This is a genomic window from Fodinicola acaciae (assembly GCF_010993745.1).
GTDB classification, from domain to species: domain Bacteria; phylum Actinomycetota; class Actinomycetes; order Mycobacteriales; family HKI-0501; genus Fodinicola; species Fodinicola acaciae.
Window position 1 is genome coordinate 1970410 of the sequence record NZ_WOTN01000002.1, and the last position, 22348, is coordinate 1992757.

The window sequence follows — 22348 nt, forward strand, 5'->3', positions numbered from 1 at the left end:
CATGTCTTTGACCGAGGTCATCGACGGCACCCAGGCCGCCGTCACCGCCGACCCGAAGAACGCCGCCGTTTCGTTCACCACCACCAACGATCTGGTCTCCGGCACCGCGACGCAGGTGGCGGTGGCCGTACGCGACCACAGCTTCGGCGTCGACGAGCCGGCCGTGCTCGGCGGCGGCGACACCTCCGCCAACCCGGTCGAGTACGCGCTCGCCGCACTCGGCTCCTGCCAGGTCATCACCTACCAGTTCTGGGCCGCAAGGCTGGGAATCCGGCTCGACGACGTGTCCGTCAAGGTGGACGGCGACCTCGACCTGCACGGCTTCTTCGGCTTCGACGAGACGACCCGCGCCGGCTTCGGCGACGTACGCGTGTCGGTGACGCTGACCGGTCCAGAGTCGCCGGAGCGCTATGAGGAGCTCAAGCGCCACGTCGACCAGCACTGCCCGGTGCTCGATCTGTTTCGCAATCCGACCCCGACCAAGACAGAATTGACCGCATGACAGACCGTCAGTGGGGCTTCCGCACGCGTGCGCTGCACGCGGGCGGGACGCCCGATCCCACCACCGGTGCTCGCGCCGTCCCGATCTACCAGACGACCAGCTTCGTCTTCGAGGACGCCGACGACGCGGCCAACCTGTTCGCGCTGCAGAAATACGGCAACATCTACAGCCGGATCGGCAACCCGACGGTGGCCGCGTTCGAGGAGCGGGTCGCCAACCTGGAAGGTGGCATCGGCGCGGTGGCCACGGCCAGTGGGCAGGCCGCCGAGTTCCTGACCTTCGCCGCGCTCGCCGAGTCCGGCGACCACATCGTGTCGGCCGCCGGCCTCTACGGCGGCACCGTGACACAGCTCGACGTGACGCTGCGCCGCTTCGGCATCGACACGACTTTCGTCGCCGGCGACGACACCGAGGCGTACGCGGCGGCCGTCACGCCGCGGACGAAGGCCATCTACACCGAGGTGATCGGCAATCCGTCGGGTGACATCGCCGATCTCGACGGGTTGTCGGCGTTGGCGCGGGCGCACGGCATTCCGCTGGTGGTCGACGCGACCGTCGCCACGCCGTATCTGTGCCGGCCGCTGGAACACGGCGCCGACATCGTGCTGCATTCGGCGACGAAGTTTCTCGGCGGTCACGGCACGACCCTGGGTGGCGTGGTCGTCGAGAGCGGCCGTTTCGACTGGGGAAACGGAAACTTCCCGCGGATGACCGAAGTGGTGCCGAGCTACGGTGGCCTGCGTTACTGGGAAAACTTCGGCGAATACGCGTTTTGTACGCGGTTGCGCGCCGAACAGCTGCGCGACATCGGGCCGGTGCTGTCGCCGCACTCGGCTTTCCTGCTGTTGCAGGGAATCGAGACGTTGCCGCACCGGATGGACGCGCATGTCGGCAATGCCGCGGCGGTCGCCCGGTGGTTGGCCGCCGACGACCGGGTTTCCTGGGTCAAGTACGCCGGCCTGCCCGACCATCCGCATCACGACCGCGCCGCGCGCTATCTGCCGGCCGGGCCGGGTGCGGTGTTTTCCTTCGGCATCCGCGGCGGCCGTGCCGCCGGCCAGAAGTTCGTCGAGTCGGTGGAGTTGTGCAGCCATCTGGCCAACATCGGCGACGCGCGTACGCTCGTCATCCATCCGGCCTCCACGACGCACCAGCAGCTGTCGGACGCGCAGCTGGTGGCTGCCGGCGTCGGACCGGATCTGATCCGGCTGTCGGTCGGTCTGGAGGACCTGGACGACATCCTGTGGGATCTGGACCAAGCACTGGCGGAGGCGGTGAAGGAGTCGTGAGCTGGGTCGGACCATCGGCACGCGAACGCCAGCGACTGTTGGCCGCGACCAGGTCGGTGACGCTGGTCGGCGCGTCGGCGAACACGGCTCGTCCGAGCTATTTCGTTGCCACCTATTTGCTTTCGTCCACGCCATACCAGATTTACTTTGTGAATCCACGGTTGGACAGCCTGCTCGGCCAGCCGGTCTATCCGTCGCTGACGGACCTGCCGGAAAAGCCGGACCTGGTCTCGGTTTTCCGCAAGCACGACGACCTTCCGCAGGTCACCGAGGAGGTCATCGAGGCCGGCGGCCGGGTTCTGTGGTTTCAGCTCGGGTTGTGGCACGAGGAGGCCGCGGCGACCGGCGAGGCGGCCGGCCTGACCGTCGTGATGAACCGGTGCGTGAAGATCGAGCACGCCAGGTTTGCCGGCGGCTTGCATCTGGCCGGCTTCAACACCGGCGTCGTATCCTCCCGGCGGCGCTCACCTTTGTCTTAGCCCTTTGGGGAAAAATCCCATACCTTTCCGGCTGTCCGGGAAATAGTGGCTGAAACGGTGCCGGTCGACGACACTTCGTAGTCGTGGATTCGCTGCCTTCCGGAGAACCCGAGATAGCGAGACGATTGCCCGGACGTGTGGTCGCCGATCTGCCGGCCGCGCCACCGGAGGTCACCGTGCTGCCGGTCGCGGGGCCGCCTGGCCTGCCGCTGGATCTCACCGTCCTGCTGGCCGACAGCCATCCGGTCGTACGCAGTGGCATGCGCGCGCTGCTGACCGCGGTCGACGGCATCCGGGTCGTCGCGGAGGCGGGTACGCCGGCCGAGGCCGTGCGCGCGGCGCTGCTGCACCGGCCCGACGTGGTGATCCTGGAGTTGGAGATGCCGGGGCCGTCAGTCGGCCGGACGATCCGCGAGCTGGTCAGGTCGGTGCCCGGCAGCGGTGTCCTGGTCTTCACGATGGTCGACGACGACACGTCGGTGGTCGCCGCGATGCGTGCCGGAGCGCGCGGCTATCTCCTCAAGCACGCCGAAAGCGACCACATCGTCCGCGCGGTCCATGGCGTGGCCGCCGGCGAGGCGATCTTCGCGCCGAGGATCGCCGAGCGGCTGCCGGCCCTGCTGGCCCACGGCGGCCGTACGTCCCGCGACGACCTGCCGAGCCTCACCGTGCGCGAACGCGAGGTGCTGGACCTGGTCGCCGAAGGACTGCCCAACACGGCGATCGCGCGCCGGCTGCGGCTGGCGCCGAAGACGATCAGCAACCACCTGTCGGCGATCTTCGGCAAGCTGCAGGTCACCAGCCGAGCCGACGCGGTCGCGCGGCTGCACCACGACACCTCGGGATCGGACTCGTCAGCAGGCGGTTGGGTGACGTACGCAGCATCCGACGCGGATGTGCCTGCAAAACGAAGTCGACGATCGGGGAGCGGTGCCTAGTGAATCTCCGCCGTGTTGCCGGCGAGCCCGCCGAGCAGGTCGCGTACGGCGGTCAACGCGTGATTGTCCGGATCCTTCTCGGCGAGCCAGGTCGCGTAGTCGAAGAGCGCCTTGCGCGCGGCGCGCTGCACCTGCAGCTCGTCGATGTCGACCGACTGCAGGCCGCGCAGGTCGTCGGCCTGGATGCGGTCGAGGATGGCGGACACCGCCTCGGTCAGGCTCACCTCCTGCTCAGCCGGCGCGTCGAAGGCGTTCGTGTCGAAGGCGGTCGCGTCGAATGAAGTCATGGACGCGTACGTACCCAGTCCACGCGGCTCCCAATCGGATGATCAGCTTTGCAATCCGGCGAGTGCGAAGAACTCCTGCCGCGACCGCGCGTCCTCGCGCAACATGCCGAGCAACGTCGAGGTCACGGTGGTGGTGCCGCGCGCCTGTACGCCGCGCAGCGTCATGCAGGTGTGCTCGGCCTCGATCACCACGCCGACCCCCTGCGGCTTGAGGTGCTTGGTCAGCCAGTCGGCCACCTGCTTGGTGAGCCGCTCCTGCACCTGCGGCCGGGCGGCGAAATACTCCAGCACCCTGGCCAGCTTGGACAGGCCGAGGATGTGCTCGCCAGGCAGATAGCCGATGTGCGCGACGCCGGTGAACGGCAGCAGGTGGTGCTCGCAGACCGACCGCACCGGCAGGCCGCGCGCCAGGACGAGCTGCTCATAGCCCTCGTCGTTGGGGAAGGTGGTGAGGTCGAACGGCCGCGCGGTGAACAGGTCCGCGTACGCCTGCGCCATCCGCCGCGGCGTGCTGCGCAGGCTCGGCGAGTCGGTGGAGATCCCCAGCGCGTGCAGGAAGGCCTCGGCGGCACGCTCGGCCTCGACGAGGTCGACGCCTTCGGTGTGCCGGACGACGCGTAGGGCCGTACGCGCCGCTGGAACCTTGCCGTCGGTGGGTTCCCTGGGGGGTGGTTGGACGGCCATCAGCGACCGACCAGCGGCACATACATATTTGAACACCGTCCGGTTCCACAGAGTGAGGTCTCTCCACTCTGCTGTGTGCGCGCGCGTGAAGCAATGGCCACCGGACGTGAATCAACCCGGGTTGCGCAACTGCGCCTGGTAAGTCCCCGGCGTGCTTCCGATCACCGCGGCGAAGGTCGCGATGAAGTCGCTGGCATTTGCCCAGCCGCAGCGGTGCGCGGTGACGATCACCGGAGTGCCGTCGGCGAGCAGCTCAAGCGCGTGGACGAGCCGCATCTGCGTACGCCACTGCTGCATCGTCATGCCGAGCTCGCGGCGGCACAGCCGCAGGATCGTACGTTCGCTCGCGCCGACCCGCTGGCCGAGAGCGGCCACCGAGCAGCGGTCGCCGGGTGCCTGCCGGAGCAGGTCGTCGATGGCGCGCAGCCGGTCGTCGCGCGGCTCCGGCAGGTGCAGTGGCGCGTCCGGCAGCCGGCGCAGCTGGTCGACGGTGACCTGCTCGAGCCGGCCCAGCTCGTCGCGGTCGGCCGGCGGGTTTTCCACCAGTGCCAGGATCAGCTGGCGCAGCAGCGGGCTGACCGCCACGATCACCGGCTTGTTGTCCGGGCTCGGACCGGTCAGCTCGGCGGGGAACAGGAGCGTACGCATCTCGGTCGGTCCGTGCGCGCGGTGCGCGTGCTGCGTGCCCGCGGGGATCCACACCGCGCGCTGGGACGGCGCGATCCACACGCCGACCGGTGTCGTCACCGCGAGCACGCCGGCCGCCGCGTACACCAACTGGTGACGGTCGTGCCGGTGCGCGGCGATCCGCTCGCCGGCACGCAGTTCGACCGTGCTGGGCAGGAGCCAGCCCAGCGGTTGACGGTTATCCGACATCCCCGCCGAGTTTACTGTCCTGCGCTCAGCGGGAGCGGACAATGAAGGCGTGACGCCTATTCGAGAGGTCGCTGACCACTTCGGCCTTCCGCTGTCCACGCTGCACTACTGGGAACGGCGCGGCCTGGTCGTGCCAGCGCGCCGCGGTGCTCGCCGCGTGTACGACACCGATCAGGTCTATCGGATCGCGCTCATCGTGCGGTGGCGCCGGCAAGGCCGGATGAGCATCGACGAGATCGCCAGGCTGCTGCGGCCCAACGTGCGGTGGCAGGAGGCGGTGGAAGGCCAGCTCGACGGCCTCCAGCGTGAGATCGGCCGGCTCACCGAGGCGTGTGACTACCTGCGCTATTTGCTCACCTGCCGGCAGGGCGAGGACCTGGAGCGCTGTCCGGCGTTTCGCGCCGAGGTCAGCGTGCCGCCGTCGGCCAGCTGACGAGTCGTACGCGCACGCGGCATCGTCACGGCAGCCCCGATCGATGCCAGCACGAGGCATCCGGCCGCCACCGCGAACGCGACGGCCTGGCCGTGTCCGATCGCGGCGGCGGGGTGACCTGGATGGCTGTGCGCCCAGTTCGTCGTGGCGGCCGAGGCGATTGTGGTCGCGGCGGCGAGACCGATGGCGCCGCTGGTCTGTCGTACGGTGTTGAGCACGCCGGCGGCCAGGCCGCTCTGTTGTGATGGTATGCCGCTGGTCGCCGCCACCGTGATCGGTGTAAACGCCGCCGCGCTGCCGAAACCGAGCAGCAGGCCGGGGCCGAGAAGCGTGATGGCATAGTCGTCGGTCATGCCAATAAGCAGTGCCACGGCCAAAAAACCGGCGGCGCCGACCAGGCACAGCAGCACCGCCGCGGATCGCGCGCCGATCCGGTTGGTGAGTGGCCCGGCGACCTGCGCGCCGACGAACATCGCGGCGCCGACAGGCAGATAGCCGATGCCGGCCCACAGAGCCGAATAGCCAAGCACCTGCTGCTGATAAAGCGACAGCAGCACCGGGCTCGCGAAGAACCCCAACCCGAGCAGCAGCAGCACCAGATTTCCGCCGCTGACCTGGCGAAGCCGGAAGATCCCCAGCGGCAGGATCGGATGCTGTGCCAGAAACCGTTGCTGTGCCAGGAAAACAATGCCGAGCACTGCGCCAGCCAGCAACGCGCCGGCCACCCGCGGCGCCGTCCAGCCGGCTGAGGACGACTCCATCACCGCATACACGAGCAGGCTGAGCGCGGTGGTTACCAACGCGGCGCCGGTGAAGTCGACCGTACGCAGGCAGCCGGTCGCGGATTTCGGCAGTGCCACCAATGCGAGCGCCATCGCGGCGATGCCGAGCGGCACCGTGACGAAAAACACCCAGCGCCAGCCGGCCAGCTGGGTGAGCGGACCGCCGATCACCGGTCCGAGTGACGCGCCGACCGCGCCGACCGCGCTCCACGCGCCGAGCATGCGGGCGCGGACCGGACCCTCCTCGAAGGTGGTTGTCAACAACGACAACGAAACCGGCATGAGCAGCGCGCCGCCGCAACCCTGGATCGCGCGAGCGGCGAGCAATGTCTCCGGTGAGATCGCGAGGCCGGCGACCGTACGCGCGACGGTGAACAGGCCGGCGCCGAGCACGTACATCGTGCGGCGGCCGAAAACGTCGCACAACCGGCCGCCGAGCAGCAGAAATCCGGCGAAGGTCAACGTGTATGCGTTGACGACCCACGGCAACGTGTCGGCTGAAAAGCCAAGCGTGCCACCGATCTGCGGCAACGCGACCGAAACGATGGTCGCATCCATCACCACCATGAACGCGCCGGCGCAGGCGAGCGTCATCGCCCGCCGGCCGCTGACCGTCACCAAGACCACGTCCTCCTCGCCGTCGCGAAACCTCGGAAATCGTGGCAACTCAACCGTGGTTGAACGCAAGCGAAGGCGCGCGGACGCCGACCGTAGACTTGTCGACCATGTCGAGCGTACGGTCGCGGGTGGTCAGCTGGATCGGTCGGAAATACCTGGCACGCGCGCTGCGTAACGGTTTCGATCCGGGCGCGATGCGGTTCCTGCCGAAGTCGGCGCTGATGCCGCTGCGCCGCGATGGCCTGGATCCAGTGCCGGAGATGGCGAAACTGCGCGCCGACCAGCCGATCAGCAAGATGCCGCTGCCGGTCGGCATGACCGTGTGGTTGGTCACCGGCCATGCCGAGGCCAAGGCCATACTCTCGCATCCGGACTTCAGCAACGATTTCACGCACCTGGTCGGCTCGGCCGGGGTGACCGCGGAGCAGAATCCCGGCGGCCTCGGTTTCACCGATCCGCCGGCGCACACGCGGCTGCGCAAGCTGCTGACGCCGGAGTTCACCATGCGCCGCCTCGGCCGGCTGGAGCCGCTGATCCAGCAGATCGTCGACGACCAACTCGACACGATCGCCGCCGCGCCGGGTCCGGTCGACCTGGTGGAGACCTTCGCGCTGCCGATCCCGTCGCTGGCGATCTGTGAGCTGCTCGGTGTGCCGTACGAGGACCGCGCCGATTTCCAGCGGCTCGGTGCGGCACGCTTCGACCTGTTCGCCGGTGCCGGTGCGTCGCTCGGCGCAATCAACGAGTCTTTGGCGTATCTGCTGGAAATCGTGAAAGGCCAGCGGCGGACTCCCGGCGACGGCCTGCTCGGCATGCTGGTGACCGAACACGGCGACGACGTGTCCGACCGCGAGCTGGCCGAGCTGGCCGATGGCCTGCTGACCGGCGGCTTCGAGACCACCGCGAGCATGCTGGCGCTCGGCGCCATCGTGTTGCTGCGCGACCCCGCGACTTTCGAGGCGCTGCGGACCGATGACGAGGCGGTCGGCCCGATCGTCGAAGAAATGCTCCGTTATCTGACCGTCGTGCAGGTAGCCTTTCCGCGCGTCGCCACGACCGACATGGAGATCGCCGGCACCTCGATCGCCACCGGCGACGTCGTACTCGTCTCCCTCAGCGGCGCCGACCGCGACGCGGCCTTTGGTGCGGATGCCGGGGAATTCTCCGGAAAACGACCACCGAGTCCGCATCTGGCCTTCGGCCACGGCATCCACCGCTGCATCGGCGCCGAGCTGGCCAGGATGGAGCTGCGGATCGCCTATCCTTCGCTGGTCCGCCGTTTTCCGAAGCTACGATTGGCGAAACCGGAGCCGGAGCTGGCCTATCGTCAACTGTCCATTGTGTACGGTGTGGATTCGCTGCCGGTTCTCGTCGACTAGATTGAACCATTCGCCGTCGGGGTCCGTGATAGTTGGCACGGTATCCTTTTGGAGGAGGCGGCGTGAAACCCTGGTTCGTCGCGGTCCTGACCCTCGCGTTGCTCGCGGCCTGCGGCCAAAACGCGGCGGTCAGCACGCGTACAGTCGCCGGCATCGGCACGGTTTTGACCGACAGCTCCGGCAAAACTCTCTATTTCGCCGACCAGGAAGCCGGCGGCAAGGTGGTCTGCACCGCCTCCTGCCTGGCAATCTGGCAACCTGTGATCGCCACGTCCGACCCCGTTTCCGGTAACGTGCCGGGAAAACTGGCGACCGTGAAGCGGCCTGACAACGGTAAGTCGCAGGTGACCTATGACGGAAAGCCGCTTTACACTTTCCAGGTGGACGGCGGCCCCGGCGACGCCAAAGGCAACGCCGCCAAGGACACCTTCGGCGGCGTGAGCTTCAGCTGGCACGCGGCGACGACTGGGGGAGCTGCGCCGGATAATGGTGGTGGCTCTGGAGGGACTACTTACTGACTGCCCGGTTTTCTGATTGTTGCGTTGGGTGGGTGGTGGGATTTCTGATGTTGCGGTTGGGTGGGTGGTTGCGTCTTCATGATTGTCGCGTTTTGGGGGTGGTTGGGTTTTCGCCTTCGCGGCGGGCGCTCCTGCGCGGAGGGCGACCTCAAGGGGAGGGGCGCGCGGGGTTTCGCTGTTGGTCCGGTTGGGTGCCGCGGGTGCGGTTGTGTTTGTGGTGTGGTCCGGTTTGTCCGTTCTCCCCCGTCGGCGTCCGGAGGATGAGCACATGTCGACCGGGCCTGCCGAGCTTGGGTGGGTGGTTGGGTTTCGTACGCGGCAGGCCCGGTCGACATGTGCTCAAGCAAAGCTCGCCGACGGGGGAGAACGGACAAACCGGACCAGGAGTGTGGCTGGGGCGCCGGCGGTGCCGTGGCGTCTCAGCGGGTGGCGTGAGGGTCCAGTATGTGGGATGCGACGGCGTGTGGAGCGCTAAATGTTCGGTTTGTACGGGTCGTGGATGGCATGAATGTCGAGTTACTTGCGTTGGACGCAAGAAAAAAGGCTTTCAGGCCGCCGTGATCTCTGGAGGCTGTGACGGGTGTGACTACCGAGGCTGATAATGCTGTTGTGGCCGCTCAGCTGCAACAAATGTCCGTTTTGATGTCTTGTTAAACAAGTATTAGGCAGTCGGCCCGCCTCACCCGCATTATCAGTCACAGCAGTCACACCAGCACCACTCCGGACGCTGTGATGGCGTCCATGCCGACGGGTTGCTTCCCATACGTGACCGAGCAAGCTCGGAAAACCCAGCCCCGCCCGCAAACCGCCGCCCGCACCCCCATGCACACCGATTGGCGGCCACGCGCCCCCTCCCTTGAGGTCGCCCTCCGCGCAGGAGCGCCCGCCGCGCAGGCGAAAAACCAACCACCCACCCACGCAACAAACAGAAAACCCAACCACCCACCAAACGCAACAAAGCAGAAAACCCAACCACCTCCACAACGCAACAACCAGAAACCCCAACTACCCCTCCAACCCAACAACCAAAACCGCAACCACTTTCCCACCAGAACAACCAGAAAACCCAGCCAACCCAAACAAGCGGCCCGCGACCACCTTGCCACGCTGCCAAATCCCGCCTACCAGCTCCCGCGATGATCCGGAACCAGCCGCACCAGCGGCAATATCCCCACCAGCACCGCCGCGAACACAATCAATATGTACGCCTGAGTCACGCCGGGATCAGCGCTACGCGCCAAGATCGCGGTCACCGCGGACACCGCAACGATGGACCCGGACTGTCGAAACATTCCACGTAGTCCGGCAATAGCGGCCACCTGGTCGGGTGCGAGTTGCAGGGTGGCGTTGTTGGTCGCTGGTACGGAAAGCCCCATGCCGACGCCGGTGATGCCGGCGGCGATGGCCAGCCAGAGGTACGCGGACATGCCGGCCGGCGGCAGGAACATCATGCAGAGGCCGGCGGCGACGATGCCGAAGCCGACGGTAATCGGCAACCGGCTGCCGGTGCGGCGTAGTGCGAAAACCGCGAGCCCGGCGACGCAGATCGTGCCGACGGCGCGTGCGGTCAACAGGGTGCCGGATTCCAGTGTGCTGATGCCATAACGCTGCTCGGCATAGACGGGTACGAGCGTGCCGAGGCCGAGGGCGGCGATGCCGAACAGCAGGTTGATCAGGTTCATCACGCCAAATCCGCGGCCTCGCAGCAACTGGATCGGGATGAATGGCGCCTTGTCGCGCTGTGTGTGTCGTACGAACAGCCAGCCGAGCACCAGCGCGGCCGCCTCGCAGACGGCGAAGACGGCATAGCCGGAGCTGCCAAGCGAGCTGATGCCAAACATCGCCACCAGGATCAGCGCGGCGAGCAGCGCCACGCCGCGCACGTCCATCCGGCTGGTGCCGCGTGGCCGGCTGGCCGGGATGAAGCGCAGGCCGAGCACCAGCAGCGCGATGCCGATCGGCACGTTGACCAGGAAGATCTCGCGCCAACTGGCGTACGTGACGAACAGGCCGCCGGCGATCGGACCGATGATGCCGCCGATCGGGAAGATGCTGGTGAACATGCCGAGCGCCCGGTCGCGTTGGTGGCCGAACATGTCCGACACGATGCCGGTCGCCGACGGCATGAACGCGCCGCCGCCGAGCGCCTGGAGCGCGCGGAAGAACACCAACAGATAGATGTTGTCGACCAGGCCGCAGCACAGCGAGCTGGCGGTGAAGAGTACGGCGGCCAGCAGAAACACCTTCTTGCGGCCGTACAGGTCGCTGATCTTGCCGGCCAGCGGCATCGCCACGATCTGGCCGAGCGAGTAGATGGTGATCGTCCAGCCGGTCCAGTTGATCGGCGCGCGCAGGTCGTGCTGCAGCGTGGTGAGAGCGGTGGCGACGATCGTCTGGTCCATGGAGGCCATGAACAACGCGATCGAGACGATGGCGAAGACCAGCATCCGCTGGGGATGTGGCTCGTTCCCGATGGCGACTGACGGGTGAACCGTATGCTTGACTCTTTCGGTTTCTTCGTCCAGTCGTCCCACAGCTCCGACAATACATTGCTTGCCGGCAGGCAACTAAGAGGATGATGACGTGGTAGACAGCGATACGGTTATCCGGATGCGGGTGGTCATCGGCAGGCTCGCTCGGCAGCTCAACGCGTCGGCGACCGGCGAGGGCCTGACGCCGACCCAGGCGTCGATCCTCGGCCTGGTCACCGGCCGCGGTCCGCTCGGCCTCGCCGAGCTGGCCGAGCTGGAAGGCCTCAACCCGACGATGCTCTCGCGGGTCGTCGGCAAGCTCACCGAGCTGGAGCTGATCCGCCGGATCCCGCATCCGTCCGACGCGCGGGCCGCGCTCGTCGAGGTGACCGCCGCCGGCAAGAAGGTGCACACGCGGATCAAGACGCGGCGTACGGCCGTCGTGTCCGAATGCCTCGACCGGCTGCCACCGGAGACCACGCAAATCCTTCTGCAGGCACTGCCGGCACTGGAAGCCCTCGCCGAGGAGCTCCGCGCCGCTGACCCCGTCACTTCCTGACCACAAAGCTAGGCGTGGCGGGAGCCGACGGAGAAGGTGGCGCCAAAGGGGTCGGTGAGCGTCGCCGAGCGGGCGTACGGATCGTCCGCGGCCGGCTTGACGACGATCGCGCCAGCCGCGACCGCGCGCGCGACCGTGGTGTCGCAGTCGGCGACCTCGAACAGCGTGTTCCACGACGAGCGCGCCGCCGACGGGTCACCCATGATGCCGCCGACCTCCTTCTCCGCGGTCAACCGCAGGAAGGTGAAGTCGACGCCGGGCAGGTCGTCGTTGCCGTCCAGGAAGAAGTCGAAAACGGCCGGATAGAAGGCGCGTGCCGGCCCCGGAGCCGGTGTGACGAGGTCGTTGCGTACGAGCGAGTCCGGCTCGTTCACCACCTCACAGCCGACTGACCGGCGACCCTGCCACAGGCCGAACCGCGCACCGACCGGGTCCTCCGCGTACGCGATCCGCGCCGCGTCGCCGAACTCGGCCGGCGCCTCCAGCACCTTGCCGCCGGCCGCGGCGACCCGCTCGGCCGTACGGTCGCAGTCGTCGGTCGCCAGGTGCACCAGCCACTGCGCCTCTCGCGCCGGCCGCAGTCCGGCGACCGTACGACCGTTGAGCAGGCAGCGAGTCGTGCCGGCCGGTCCCGGCTCGAAGGACCAGCCGAACACCGCGCCATAGAACGCCGCGGCCTGGTCCGGATCGGAAACCTCCAGCTCCAGCCAGGTCGGCGTGCCGGTGGTCGGATTGCTGTCGATGATCATGATCGTGTCCTTCGCGGTTGGTGGTGCTGGCCACGCTAGGACCGATCTAGGTCAGATCGTGTCCTAGAGTGAATCCGTGCGGAAAACTCGGCTCGACCTCTCTCGGATCCAGGCAGCGCGCGCGGTGATCGACCCGGTTTTCCTGGATACGCCGCTGTTTCGCTGCGAGCCGCTGGAGCCGCACCTGGGCTGTGCGCTGAGCATCAAGCTGGAGACCGCCAATCCGGTACGCAGCTTCAAGGGCCGCGGCACCGAGCTGGTCACGAGTCAGCTGACCGGACCGGCCGTGTGCGCGAGCGCCGGCAACCTCGGCCAGGCGCTCGCCTGGTCCGGTCGCCGTCGCGGTCTGGACGTACGCGTCGTGGCGTCCCGTTTCGCGCCGGCCACCAAGCTCGAGCGCATCCGTGCGTTTGGTGCGGAGTTGGAGATCGTGGATGCCGACTTCGACACGGCTCGCGCGCGGGCGGTCGCGATTGCGCAGCACGACGGCATCCGGCTGGTCGAGGACAGCCTGGACATCGAGACCTGCGAAGGCGCGGCGACGATCGGCCTGGAGCTGGCGCGTACGCCGAGCGACGTCGTGCTGATCGCGCTCGGCGGCGGCGCGATGGCCACCGGCGTCGGCTATGTGCTGAAGACGCTGGCACCGCAGGTCGAGGTGATCTGTGTGCAGCCGCTCGGCGCGCCGGCGATGACGTACTCGTGGCGTAAGCGCGAGGTCGTCACCACCGAGTCGACCAACACCATCGCCGACGGCGTCGCCGGCCGGCTGCCGATTGCGGAGGTGCTCGACGACCTGCTGGTGGTCGCCGACGACGCCGTACTCGTGGAGGAGGCGTCGATCATCGCCGGCATGCGCCTGTTGTACGAGCACGCCGGCCTCATCGTCGAGCCGTCGGCGGCGCTCGGCCTCGCGGCGATCCTGGAGGATCGGGAGCGCTTCGCCGGCCGCCACGTGACGACGATTCTGTGCGGTGGCAACGTCGACATGGACGCCTACCGCGGCTGGGTCAGCGGCTGAAACCGTCCGGCACGAGCACGTCGTCGCTGCTCAGGTCATGGATGCTGCGGTGACCGAGCGCCAGCAGTGTCGAGTCGATGCCGTTGCGCAGGATGTCCAGTACGTTCTCGACGCCGGCCTGGCCGTTGGCCGCCAGACCCCACAGATACGCGCGGCCGATCATCACCGCGCGCGCTCCGAGCGCCACCGCCTTGACCACGTCGCTGCCGCGCCGGATGCCGCCGTCGAGCAGCACCTCGACCTGGTCGCCGACCGCCTCCGCGACCGCCGGCAGCGTACGGATCGTCGCCGGCGTGCCGTCGAGGTTGTTGCCGCCGTGGTTGGAAACCGAGATCGCGGTCACACCGGCGTCGACCGCGCGCCGGGCTTCGTCCGGCCGATAGACGCCTTTGAGCATGAACGGCCCGTCCCACTGCTCGCGCAGCCACCGCACGTCGTCCCAGGTCGGTGGCGGTGTCATCATCCATTGGCCGTACGCGCCGAAAAACGTCGGCGGTGGCTCGCCCGGCGCGGCCATGTTGGGGACGGTCAGGTCGGGGATGTGGCCGGTGCGCACGTACGACCAGAGCCAGCCGGGTCGCGCCAACGTCTCCGGTGCGAAGCGCAGTGCCTCGCGGACGTTCAGCCGCTCCGGAATGTGCGGGCTGCCCCAGTCGCGGCTGTGCGAAAACGACCAGTCGAGCGTCAGGATGATGCCGACCGCGCCGGCCTTTCGCGCGCGGTCGAGCCGCTGGAGGATGTCGTCGCGGCTGCCGCACCAGTAGACCTGGAAAAACGTCTGCGGATTGGCGGCGACCACCTCCTCGATCGGTTTGCTCGCGAAGGAGCTGAGACCGAGCGCGGTGCCGCGCGCGGCGGCGGCGCGCGCGACCGCGACCTCGCTGTCTGGACAGATCGCCTGCACGCCGGTGGGGGAGATGAGCACCGGCATCGACACCGGCTGTCCCATCACGGTGGTGCCGAGGTCGCGGCTGCCAGGCAACGCGGCCGTACGCGGCTTGAAGCCCAGCTCGTCGAAGGCGGCCTGGTTGTCGCGCAGCGTGACACCGCGCTCGGAGCCGGCCACCAGCGCGCTGTAGACCGACTTCGGCAGCCGCTTGCGAGCCCGGCGACGGGCCTCGGCGACGGACTCGAACCACTCGTTGGCCATCGGAGACCCCTTTTGGCACGGTGTGACGAATAGCCGGTAGGATAATGTCACCGCGTGCCAGAAACAAGCCCCCGGCGCGGCCGGCCGCCGGGTACGAGCGCGCGCAGCCTCGAGGTGATCGCCTTGCGGCTGTTCACCGAGCGCGGTTTTCACGAGACCACGGTCGACCAGATCGCGGCCGCCGCCGGTGTCAGCCGCCGCACGTTTTTCCGTTATTTCGATGCGAAATCCGAGGTGCTGTGGTCGGCGTTCGACGCCGAGGTGGAGAGCATCCGGACCACGCTGGCGCAGACACCGGCCGGCCTGCCGGTGATGGAGGCCGTACGCCGCGCCGTCATCGCCGTCAACCACTACCGCGCCGATGACGTGCCGGAGCTGCGGATGCGGATGCAGCTGATCAGCTCGGTGCCAGAGCTCGCGGCCAGCGCGACTGTGCACTACGACGCCTGGGAACGCGCGATCGCGGAGTTTGTCGGCCGCCGCAGCGCCCAGCCGGCCGACTCCCTCTATCCGCTCGCCGCCGGCCGCACGACGCTCGCCGCCTGCCGTGCCGCGTATGAGCAGTGGTCCGTACGCGCCGACGCCGACCTCACCCACTATCTCGACGCGGCGCTGCGGGCGCTGGCCGCCGGCTTCCGCGACGACATCTTGTCGGTAACCTCCTCCGCAGTGGAAGGGACGACACATGGCCGTATCGATGACTGACCTGCTGGCCGATCTGGCCGCCGAGACCGAGGATTTGCGCGCCATCCTGGCAAAGCTGGCCGACGCCGACTGGGACCGGCCGTCCGCGGCCGCCGGCTGGCTCATCCGCGACCAGCTCAGCCACCTCGCCTTCTTCGACCAGGCGGCGACGCTCGCGGCGACCGAACCCGACCGTTTTCGCAGCGACACAGCCGAACTTCTGCAACATGGCACAGCTTTTCCCGACGTGATCGCGGAACGGCACCGAAGCATGCCGCGCGTCGAGTTGGCCGAGTGGTTCGACACCGCGCGTGGCCGGCTGCTTGAGGTCTTCGCGACGATGGATCCGAAGGCGAGAATTCCTTGGTACGGTCCGGACATGAGCGCCGCGTCGTCGGTCACCGCGCGGCTGATGGAAACCTGGGCGCACGGCCAGGACATCGCCGACGCGGTCGGCGTGCGCCGCACACCGACCGCGCGGCTGCGTAACATCGCGCACCTCGGTGTCAGCACCTTCGGATTCGCGTACGTCCTGAACGGTCGCGACGTGCCGCAGGTGCCGGTGACCGTACGGCTGACCGCGCCGGACGGCTCGCAGTGGTCGTGGGGACCAGACGACGCGGCCGACAGCGTCACCGGTCCGGCCGAGGACTTTTGTTTGGTAGTCACACAACGCCGGCACCGCGACGACACCGCGCTGCGGATCTCCGGACCGGTCGCGACGGAGTGGATGTCGATCGCTCAAGCCTTCGCCGGCGCCCCGGGTCCCGGCCGGCCGCGGTCAGGCCAGTCGGTGTAGCCGGTAGGCCACGTCGGTGTAGCCGGAACGGGGCTCGGGTTTCATGATTGTTGCGTTTGGGGGTGGTTGGGTTTTCGCCTGCGCGGCGGGCGCTCCTGCGCGGAGGGCGACCTCAAGGGGAGGGGCGCGCGGGGTCCCGTCGTTGGTTGGGTTGGGTGCCGCGGGTGCGGTTTCGTGCGGGGTGGACCAGGAGTGTGGCTGGGGCGCCGGCGGTGCAGTGGCGTCCCGGTGGGTGACAAGAAGGTCCACTATGTGGGATGCAAAGACGTGTGGAGCGCTAAATGTCCGGCTTGAGAGGTTCGTGGATGGCATGAATGTCGAGTTACTTGCGCTGGACGCAAGGAACAAGGCTTTCACGCCGTAGTGATCACCAGAGGCTGTGACTGGTGTGACTACTGAGGCTGATAATGCTGTTGTGACTGCTGGGCCGCACCAAATGTCGGCTTTGATGTCTTGTTTAACAAGTATTACGCAACCGAGCCGCCTCACCCGCACTATCAGCCACAGCAGTCACACCAGCACCCCACCGGACGCTGTGATGGCATGCATGCCGACGGGTTGCTTCCCATACGTGACCGAGCAAGCCTGGAGAGCCGGCCACCACGACCCCGACGTTTCTTCGTGCGATGACTGGGTAGCCACCTGGAATGGCTGGTCAACAGACGATCGTGACCGATGTGCCGGCGCGGCTCGACCGGTTGCCGTGGTCGCGTTGGCATTGGACCGTTGTCATCGGGCTTGGCACGGTGTGGATTCTCGACGGTCTGGAGGTGACGATCGTCGGTGCGATCGGTGACCGGCTGACCGAGCCGGACTCCGGCCTCGTGCTCTCGCCGACGGCAGTTGGTTTCGCGGCGTCATGTTATGTCGTCGGCGCGGTGGCCGGTGCGCTTTTCTTCGGCTATCTCACCGATCGTATCGGCCGGAAAAAACTTTTCCTGCTCACCCTGGCAGTTTACCTGCTGGCCACCATCCTCACCGCGTTTTCCTTCAGCCCATGGTGGTTTTTCCTGATGCGCTTCCTCACCGGCGCCGGCATCGGTGGTGAGTATTCGGCGATCAACTCGGCGATCGATGAGTTGGTGCCGGCGAGAGTACGCGGCACGGTCGATCTTTTCATCAACGGGTCATATTGGCTTGGCGCGGCGGTCGGTGCGGCGTTGACGATTGTCCTTCTGCAGCCGTCGATCCTGGCGCCGTCGCTCGGCTGGCGGATCGCGTTCGGGATCGGTGCCGTGCTCGGCGTCGGCATTCTGCTGGTACGTCGGAACGTCCCGGAAAGTCCGCGCTGGCTGTTCACCCATCATCGGGCGGAAGAGGCCGAGCGGCTGGTCGGTGACATCGAAGACAAGGTGCGGCAACAGATCGACGGAGACCTGGAGCCGGTGGACGACCGGATCAGGGTGCGGCAACGTGATCGTACGAGCTTCGGCGAGGTCGGCCAGACGCTGTTGCGCACCTATCCACGGCGTACGCTGCTGGGGCTCGGCCTTTTCGTCGGACAGGCGTTTCTCTACAACGCGGTCTATTTTACCGAGGCGCTGGTCCTCGGTAAGTTTTTCCACATCTCCGGCGCGATCGCCGGTCTTTACCTTATCCCGCTGGCGATCGGCAGCCTGCTCGGTCCGATCGTGCTCGGCCGGCTGTTCGACACGGTCGGCCGTCGTACGATGATCGCGACGAGCTATCTCGGCTCTGGCGTGTTGTTGGTGGCGACCGGGATCCTGTTCAGCAACGGCCTGCTTTCGGTGTGGACGTTGACGATCGCCTGGGCCATCGTGTTCTTCTTCGCCTCCGCCGGCGCCAGCGCGGCCTATCTGACCGTCTCCGAGGTCTTTCCGCTGGAGATCCGGGCGATGGCGATCGCGTTGTTCTACGCGGTCGGCACCGGGCTTGGCGGCATCGTCGGACCGCTGCTGTTCGGCAGCCTGGTCGACACCGGAAAAATGGGGCTGGTCGCGGTCGGCTACTACCTCGGTGCGGCGATGATGATCGCCGGTGGCGTGGTGGAAGTCTGGCTCGGTGTCGAGGCGGCGCAGCGTTCACTTGAGGATGTGGCGAGTCCACTCTCGGCCGACACCGGCGGCGAACCGGCTCCGATGCAACCGCGCGCGGCCGGCGATGGTCGCGTCGGGAGTCGATCCGCCACCAGGTCCGGATACGCGCCACTGCCGGCGGCCTCGGACTATCCGCCGGACGACCCGGAAATCCGGCGCGAGGTCGATGTCATCGCGACAGCTCTCGGCCATGGACCACTGACGAGACGCGAGCTGGCACGGCGCGTACGCGCGTCGGCGTGGGGACCCGGCCGCTTCGGAAACGCCGTACGCAGCGCGGTCGCCGGAGGCGTTGTCGAAGAACTGAGCCGAAACGTCTACAGAAAGCGTGACTGAGGTGACGCGAGCATGGTTGTGCTGGCAATCGTCGTCGGTGTGTGCGTCCTGCTGTTGATCGCCGGCCTGTTGGCGCCGCGGTTGTCCCGCCGGCTGCAACGAGGCACGGACCGGACCCTCGGATTTGGCGCGTGGATTTCTCACCACGCACCGGGAAAACTCGGTCGCTGGCTGGCCAGGCCGTGGCAGTTGTCCCGCCGCGCCGCCGATCGCAGCGCGGAAACCGGCCGAGAGGGACGCCGAGAGCTGAAGGATGCCACCGACACCGATTGAGCGGCGACCGAAGCGGGTAGCCAACGCGGGTGCGAGAGATTGCGGTGCGGACGGTCGGCGACGGTCCGCGGATCGTGATGCTGCCAGGCCTGGCGGTGTCGCGATATCTGCGGCGTACGCAGGACATGCTGGCCACTGGCGCCACGGTCTCCCTGATAGACCTGCCGGGCACCGGGGACGCTCCGGACGCACCGCATGATCTCGGCGTCGCGGAGGACTGTGCGGCGGTGTCGGCCTGGCTGCGGTCCACTGTGGACGGTCCGGTGTTGTTGACGGGCCACTCGTACGGCGCGTTGCTGGCGGCCAGGCTGGCGGCGGAGCATTCAGATCTCGTCAGCGCGCTTGTCCTCGCCAGTCCGACGGTCGATCCGGCATATCGGTCGTTGCCGCGACTTCTCGTACGGTGGCTGATCGACTCGCGTCGCGAGCCGCGCGCGCTCCGGAGGTTTCAGCGGCCGGAACAACAGCGGGCCGGCATGCGGAGAATGCTGTCGATGGTGTGGTCGAGCCTGGCCGACGATCCGCAGCGTTGGCTGGAAAAGACGGGGATCCCGGTCACCGTCATCCGCGGCTGCCGGGACGCGCTGTCGACCCGCGAGTGGTGTGAGTCGCTGGCGCACCGGCCGGCTGGCCAGTGCCGCACCGTACCCGGCGTGCCGCACGCCTTTCCCTTTGACCATCCCGAACCATACGCGGCGGCGGTACGCGACGCGCTCGTGCGGCTGATGAGTGACGGAAAGCGATGACGATCGCGGCGGAGAAGGCGGTCGCTGAGTTCGACTCGGCGTCGGCGATGCTCCGCGCGGTGTCGCGCGCGTTGCGAGGCGAGGATTTTGCGCATCTCGGCCAGGATCCGGCCCGTGCCGCGGCCGTACGCGCGTCGGCCGCACTTCCTCTGCGGTTGCGGCAGCGGCTCTATGCGCTGGCCGGTGGCGGTGAAGGCGTACGGCCTGATCAGCTCGCCTCAGTGGACATGTCAGCCGTTGCGCACTGGATCACCGGTCACTATCCGGAAAACGACTATCCAGGCGCGGTGATCGGCTCATCGAGCGGATCGATCGCCCATGTTTGTGTGGCGGCCGGCGTGCCGTGGCTGCCACAGACGTTGCTCGTGCCGGTGCATGCCACCGAGCTCGACTCCGAAGACGCGGTCGGCGCGCTGGAATTCGGCCGGCGAGTCGCCCCGCCACTGCTGGAAAACAACGACGACGTCATCCTGCACCAGATGCACGACGGCAACCAGGACCGGCTGATGGCCAGCCGGATCGCTTACTTCCGGCTGAAATGGCGTCGGTTGCCACGCGCGTACGAAGAGTTTCTCGGCCGTGCCCTGCGTCCTGGCGCTCCGGTCGTCGTCGTGGAGGACGGCCTGACCTGGCCGACCACGCGTGTCGACGACCGGCACGTCTTCCAAACCGGCGCGTACGGCGGCCTTTCCGCGGAAGAGTTCCTGCACGGATCGCCGGCGGTCACCGAGTTTCTGCGTCGCTACGGCTCAAGGCGCGATCGATTCGCGGCACCGGAACCAGACGGCGCGAGCCCGGAGGCCGAATGGGGATTCGAGCCGGAGTTGGCGCGGCACATCGAGGTATGGGGCCGGCGCGCCGGCCACCCCGTCGTACGCCTGTCGACGCCGGGACCGCAGGACCTGTCGGCCCCCATCGCGGATCTTTTGCGGCAGCGCCAAGGCAACCGCGACACCGGCGACCTGCTCGTCGAGTCGTTCGTGATGCTGGACCCGGTGCAGGCCGACCGGACCGGACTGACGCCGTTCTGGTCGGTTTTCGGTTCGCGACCGTGCCAACGCGCCCTGGCGGACTATGTCGTCAAACGCCACGACAGTGGCGATCCGGTGCGCGACCTCTATGTGCTGCTCTTCCCCAACGGCGTGCATTCGGCCGGTGCGGCCGGTCCGCGCGACTGGTCGGCACTCGCGCCATACGTCACCGGCAAGGTCCGTTTTCTCCGCGGTGCGGCCAAACGCTGGCCGGCGCATTTCGACAGCCTCGGATCCTACGGTCCGGCGCTGCGGTCGCTTCCGTCGAAATGTGCTGACCTGTCAACGATTGGCCTCGCCAAGGCGGCCAAGGAACTCAGCCGTCGACCGTACGCGTGACGACCCACCGATGCGGTGCGATCTGCCGCGTACGCGTGAAACCGTGGTTTTCGAAGGCGGCCATCGGGCCGGTGTGCAGGAACGAGCCGGAAACCTTGCGGTCGTCGGTCTCCTCCGGATAGCCCTCGACCGTGCCACCGCCGTGCCGCGCGATCTCGGCGAGTGCGCCACCGAGCGCCGCGTCGGCGACACCGCGGCCGCGCAAACCCTTGCCGGTGAAGAAACAGGTGATCCGCCAGTCCGGCAACCTCGTCAAGCCCTGCTCGTACTTTCGCCGGCTCTTCACTTCCGGCAGTTCCTCCGGCGGGCCGAACTGGCACCAGCCCAGACAGTCGTCGCCATCGAAGACCAGCGCCGCATGCGTACGCGCTTCGCGCACGCGTTGTTCTTTCTCCGCCCGGTTTTGCGCCGCTGTGCGGCCTTTCAACCGGACGTGAAAACCCATGCACCAGCAGCCACCCCAGACACCGTTGTTGGCCTCGACCAGCCGAGCGAACGCTGGCCAGGTGTCGACATCCAGTGGACGGACCGTGAACGCGCTCATCCGCGTGGTCCCACGTAGAGCGCCTGCGAGGCGGTGCCGAGAAAACCGGTCTGGTCATAGAGCCGCGCCTCGCTCATGCCACCGCCGTCCGGTGCCAGATATGTTTGGCTGGCCAGGAAAATCCAGTCGCTGGCCGGATAGCGGAAGAGCGTGACGGTGAGCGTCGGCGGGATGAACAGCCAGTCGTCGAGGAACATCTCGGCGGCCAGGCCGTTGGCAGAGTCGGCCAGCACGAGCAGCCGTTGCAGCCCGGCGAGCGCCGGGTCGGCGCCGGCCACCAGCTCCGGTCCGACCAGGGCCCACACCTGGCTCGGTCCGGGGACCTGCCAGCCGCCGCTGACGAAACGCCAGTCGGTCGCCTCGCCGTAACCCCAGTCGGTCAGGCCGGGGAAGTAGGTCTGCGGCTGGGTGCCGGGTCGCGGTGGCGGCAGCTGCGGCGTGGTCGGTGGCACGGACGCGGTGGTGGCGATCTGCCAGGCTCTGGCGACCACCGCGACCCGGCCGTCGACCGTCATCGTCGCCTCGGCCAGCTGCGTACGCCGGCCGGGACGGATGACCTCGACGTGCACCTCCGCGTCGGATCGGGGGATCGGCGCGAGGAAGTCGACGGTGATCCGGCCGATCCGCCGGTCCGCGCCGCCGGCGACCCGGCAGATCTCGGTGGCGAGCAGTGCACTCGGCGGTCCGCCGTGTTGCATCCGCTGGTCCCACGGGCTGGTGGTCGCCGCGGTCGGCCGGAACCTGCCGTCGCCGAGCGCTTCGTAGAAAACGTCCGTCACAACCACACGATATGCGACGCTATCC

General features: G+C 67.7%; 23 protein-coding genes and 1 pseudogene. 15 read left to right on the forward strand and 9 right to left on the reverse strand.

The features are described 5' to 3' along the window. The first annotated feature begins 1 nt into the window (after nucleotide 1). The 4 genes from GNX95_RS24540 (at nucleotide 2) to GNX95_RS24555 (ending at nucleotide 3208) form a co-directional block, all read left to right on the forward strand. Nucleotides 2-502 carry an OsmC family protein gene (locus GNX95_RS24540; RefSeq protein ID WP_163509726.1) on the forward strand — a complete coding sequence of 167 codons (501 nt, stop codon included), beginning with the start codon at nucleotides 2-4 and terminating at the stop codon, nucleotides 500-502. Next, entirely contained in the window at nucleotides 499-1791 is a 1293-nt protein-coding gene (locus tag GNX95_RS24545) for an O-acetylhomoserine aminocarboxypropyltransferase/cysteine synthase family protein (RefSeq protein ID WP_163509727.1), read from the forward strand. The genes GNX95_RS24540 and GNX95_RS24545 overlap by 4 nt, the downstream gene beginning before the upstream one ends. Then, nucleotides 1788-2270 carry a CoA-binding protein gene (locus GNX95_RS24550; RefSeq protein ID WP_163509728.1) on the forward strand — a complete coding sequence of 161 codons (483 nt, stop codon included), beginning with the start codon at nucleotides 1788-1790 and terminating at the stop codon, nucleotides 2268-2270. The genes GNX95_RS24545 and GNX95_RS24550 overlap by 4 nt, the downstream gene beginning before the upstream one ends. A gap of 125 nt (nucleotides 2271-2395) precedes the next feature. Next, nucleotides 2396-3208: a LuxR C-terminal-related transcriptional regulator gene (locus tag GNX95_RS24555; protein WP_246281717.1), complete on the forward strand. Its 813-nt coding sequence runs from the start codon at nucleotides 2396-2398 to the stop codon at nucleotides 3206-3208. On the opposite strand, the gene GNX95_RS24560 is transcribed toward GNX95_RS24555, so the two are convergent. The 3 genes from GNX95_RS24560 to GNX95_RS24570 all read right to left on the reverse strand — a co-directional run bounded on the left by GNX95_RS24560 (nucleotide 3205) and on the right by GNX95_RS24570 (nucleotide 5055). Further along, a complete protein-coding gene (locus GNX95_RS24560) occupies nucleotides 3205-3495 on the reverse strand; it encodes a hypothetical protein (protein WP_163509729.1) in 291 nt (96 codons plus the stop codon). The two genes, GNX95_RS24555 and GNX95_RS24560, sit on opposite strands and share 4 nt — an antisense overlap. Before the next feature lie 42 nt (nucleotides 3496-3537). Beyond that, nucleotides 3538-4215, reverse strand: coding sequence for a GTP cyclohydrolase I (gene folE / locus GNX95_RS24565; RefSeq protein WP_246281718.1), 678 nt, complete (start codon nucleotides 4213-4215; stop codon nucleotides 3538-3540). A gap of 75 nt (nucleotides 4216-4290) precedes the next feature. Beyond that, the gene (locus GNX95_RS24570) at nucleotides 4291-5055 is read right to left on the reverse strand and encodes an AraC family transcriptional regulator (protein WP_163509730.1); all 765 of its coding nucleotides are present in this window, start codon (nucleotides 5053-5055) and stop codon (nucleotides 4291-4293) included. A gap of 49 nt (nucleotides 5056-5104) precedes the next feature. On the opposite strand from GNX95_RS24570, the gene GNX95_RS24575 reads away from it, so the two are divergent. Then, the gene (locus GNX95_RS24575) at nucleotides 5105-5488 is read left to right on the forward strand and encodes a helix-turn-helix domain-containing protein (protein WP_222853860.1); all 384 of its coding nucleotides are present in this window, start codon (nucleotides 5105-5107) and stop codon (nucleotides 5486-5488) included. Here the strand turns inward: GNX95_RS24575 and GNX95_RS24580 are convergent. Then, nucleotides 5401-6936, reverse strand: coding sequence for an MFS transporter (locus tag GNX95_RS24580; RefSeq protein ID WP_222853861.1), 1536 nt, complete (start codon nucleotides 6934-6936; stop codon nucleotides 5401-5403). The genes GNX95_RS24575 and GNX95_RS24580 overlap by 88 nt on opposite strands. A gap of 59 nt (nucleotides 6937-6995) precedes the next feature. Here GNX95_RS24580 and GNX95_RS24585 point away from each other — a divergent pair, with 59 nt between their 5' ends. Beyond that, nucleotides 6996-8267 (forward strand): cytochrome P450, encoded by a 1272-nt coding sequence (locus GNX95_RS24585; protein WP_163509731.1) that lies wholly within the window; start codon nucleotides 6996-6998, stop codon nucleotides 8265-8267. Nucleotides 8268-8329: 62 nt separating this feature from the next. Beyond that, nucleotides 8330-8785: a COG4315 family predicted lipoprotein gene (locus GNX95_RS24590; RefSeq protein ID WP_163509732.1), complete on the forward strand. Its 456-nt coding sequence runs from the start codon at nucleotides 8330-8332 to the stop codon at nucleotides 8783-8785. Between the two features lie 1121 nt (nucleotides 8786-9906). Here the strand turns inward: GNX95_RS24590 and GNX95_RS24595 are convergent. After that, nucleotides 9907-11232 carry an MFS transporter gene (locus GNX95_RS24595; RefSeq protein ID WP_163509733.1) on the reverse strand — a complete coding sequence of 442 codons (1326 nt, stop codon included), beginning with the start codon at nucleotides 11230-11232 and terminating at the stop codon, nucleotides 9907-9909. A gap of 163 nt (nucleotides 11233-11395) precedes the next feature. Here GNX95_RS24595 and GNX95_RS24600 point away from each other — a divergent pair, with 163 nt between their 5' ends. Continuing rightward, the gene (locus tag GNX95_RS24600) at nucleotides 11396-11815 is read left to right on the forward strand and encodes a MarR family winged helix-turn-helix transcriptional regulator (RefSeq protein ID WP_163509734.1); all 420 of its coding nucleotides are present in this window, start codon (nucleotides 11396-11398) and stop codon (nucleotides 11813-11815) included. 8 nt (nucleotides 11816-11823) lie between these two features. Here GNX95_RS24600 and GNX95_RS24605 read toward each other — a convergent pair whose 3' ends face one another. After that, nucleotides 11824-12564, reverse strand: a complete 741-nt coding sequence (locus tag GNX95_RS24605; protein WP_163509735.1) for a VOC family protein — start codon at nucleotides 12562-12564, stop codon at nucleotides 11824-11826. Between the two features lie 76 nt (nucleotides 12565-12640). On the opposite strand from GNX95_RS24605, the gene GNX95_RS24610 reads away from it, so the two are divergent. Continuing rightward, complete coding sequence (locus GNX95_RS24610; protein WP_163509736.1) at nucleotides 12641-13585, forward strand: threonine ammonia-lyase; 945 nt, start codon at nucleotides 12641-12643, stop codon at nucleotides 13583-13585. Here GNX95_RS24610 and mftD read toward each other — a convergent pair. Then, entirely contained in the window at nucleotides 13575-14735 is a 1161-nt protein-coding gene (mftD, locus tag GNX95_RS24615) for a pre-mycofactocin synthase MftD (protein ID WP_163509737.1), read from the reverse strand. The genes GNX95_RS24610 and mftD overlap by 11 nt on opposite strands. A gap of 54 nt (nucleotides 14736-14789) precedes the next feature. On the opposite strand from mftD, the gene mftR reads away from it, so the two are divergent. The 6 genes and pseudogenes from mftR to GNX95_RS24645 all read left to right on the forward strand — a co-directional run bounded on the left by mftR (nucleotide 14790) and on the right by GNX95_RS24645 (nucleotide 21000). Further along, nucleotides 14790-15440, forward strand: coding sequence for a mycofactocin system transcriptional regulator (gene mftR / locus GNX95_RS24620; protein ID WP_163509738.1), 651 nt, complete (start codon nucleotides 14790-14792; stop codon nucleotides 15438-15440). Further along, nucleotides 15421-16218 carry a TIGR03084 family metal-binding protein gene (locus GNX95_RS24625; protein WP_163509739.1) on the forward strand — a complete coding sequence of 266 codons (798 nt, stop codon included), beginning with the start codon at nucleotides 15421-15423 and terminating at the stop codon, nucleotides 16216-16218. Before mftR ends, GNX95_RS24625 begins: the two co-directional genes overlap by 20 nt. A 647-nt stretch (nucleotides 16219-16865) precedes the next feature. After that, nucleotides 16866-18341: pseudogene (locus tag GNX95_RS24630) on the forward strand (MFS transporter); the annotation flags it as partial. A 282-nt stretch (nucleotides 18342-18623) separates the two neighbouring features. Further along, nucleotides 18624-18884: a DUF6411 family protein gene (locus GNX95_RS24635; protein ID WP_163509741.1), complete on the forward strand. Its 261-nt coding sequence runs from the start codon at nucleotides 18624-18626 to the stop codon at nucleotides 18882-18884. 29 nt (nucleotides 18885-18913) lie between these two features. Next, the gene (locus GNX95_RS24640; RefSeq protein WP_163509742.1) at nucleotides 18914-19630 is read left to right on the forward strand and encodes an alpha/beta fold hydrolase; all 717 of its coding nucleotides are present in this window, start codon (nucleotides 18914-18916) and stop codon (nucleotides 19628-19630) included. Next, complete coding sequence (locus GNX95_RS24645) at nucleotides 19627-21000, forward strand: hypothetical protein (protein ID WP_163509743.1); 1374 nt, start codon at nucleotides 19627-19629, stop codon at nucleotides 20998-21000. Before GNX95_RS24640 ends, GNX95_RS24645 begins: the two co-directional genes overlap by 4 nt. Here GNX95_RS24645 and GNX95_RS24650 read toward each other — a convergent pair. Both GNX95_RS24650 and GNX95_RS24655 read right to left on the reverse strand, forming a co-directional pair. Further along, nucleotides 20978-21544 (reverse strand): GNAT family N-acetyltransferase, encoded by a 567-nt coding sequence (locus GNX95_RS24650; RefSeq protein ID WP_163509744.1) that lies wholly within the window; start codon nucleotides 21542-21544, stop codon nucleotides 20978-20980. The genes GNX95_RS24645 and GNX95_RS24650 overlap by 23 nt on opposite strands. Further along, the gene (locus GNX95_RS24655) at nucleotides 21541-22323 is read right to left on the reverse strand and encodes a thioesterase family protein (RefSeq protein ID WP_222853862.1); all 783 of its coding nucleotides are present in this window, start codon (nucleotides 22321-22323) and stop codon (nucleotides 21541-21543) included. The genes GNX95_RS24650 and GNX95_RS24655 overlap by 4 nt, the downstream gene beginning before the upstream one ends. Nucleotides 22324-22348: the final 25 nt, after the last annotated feature.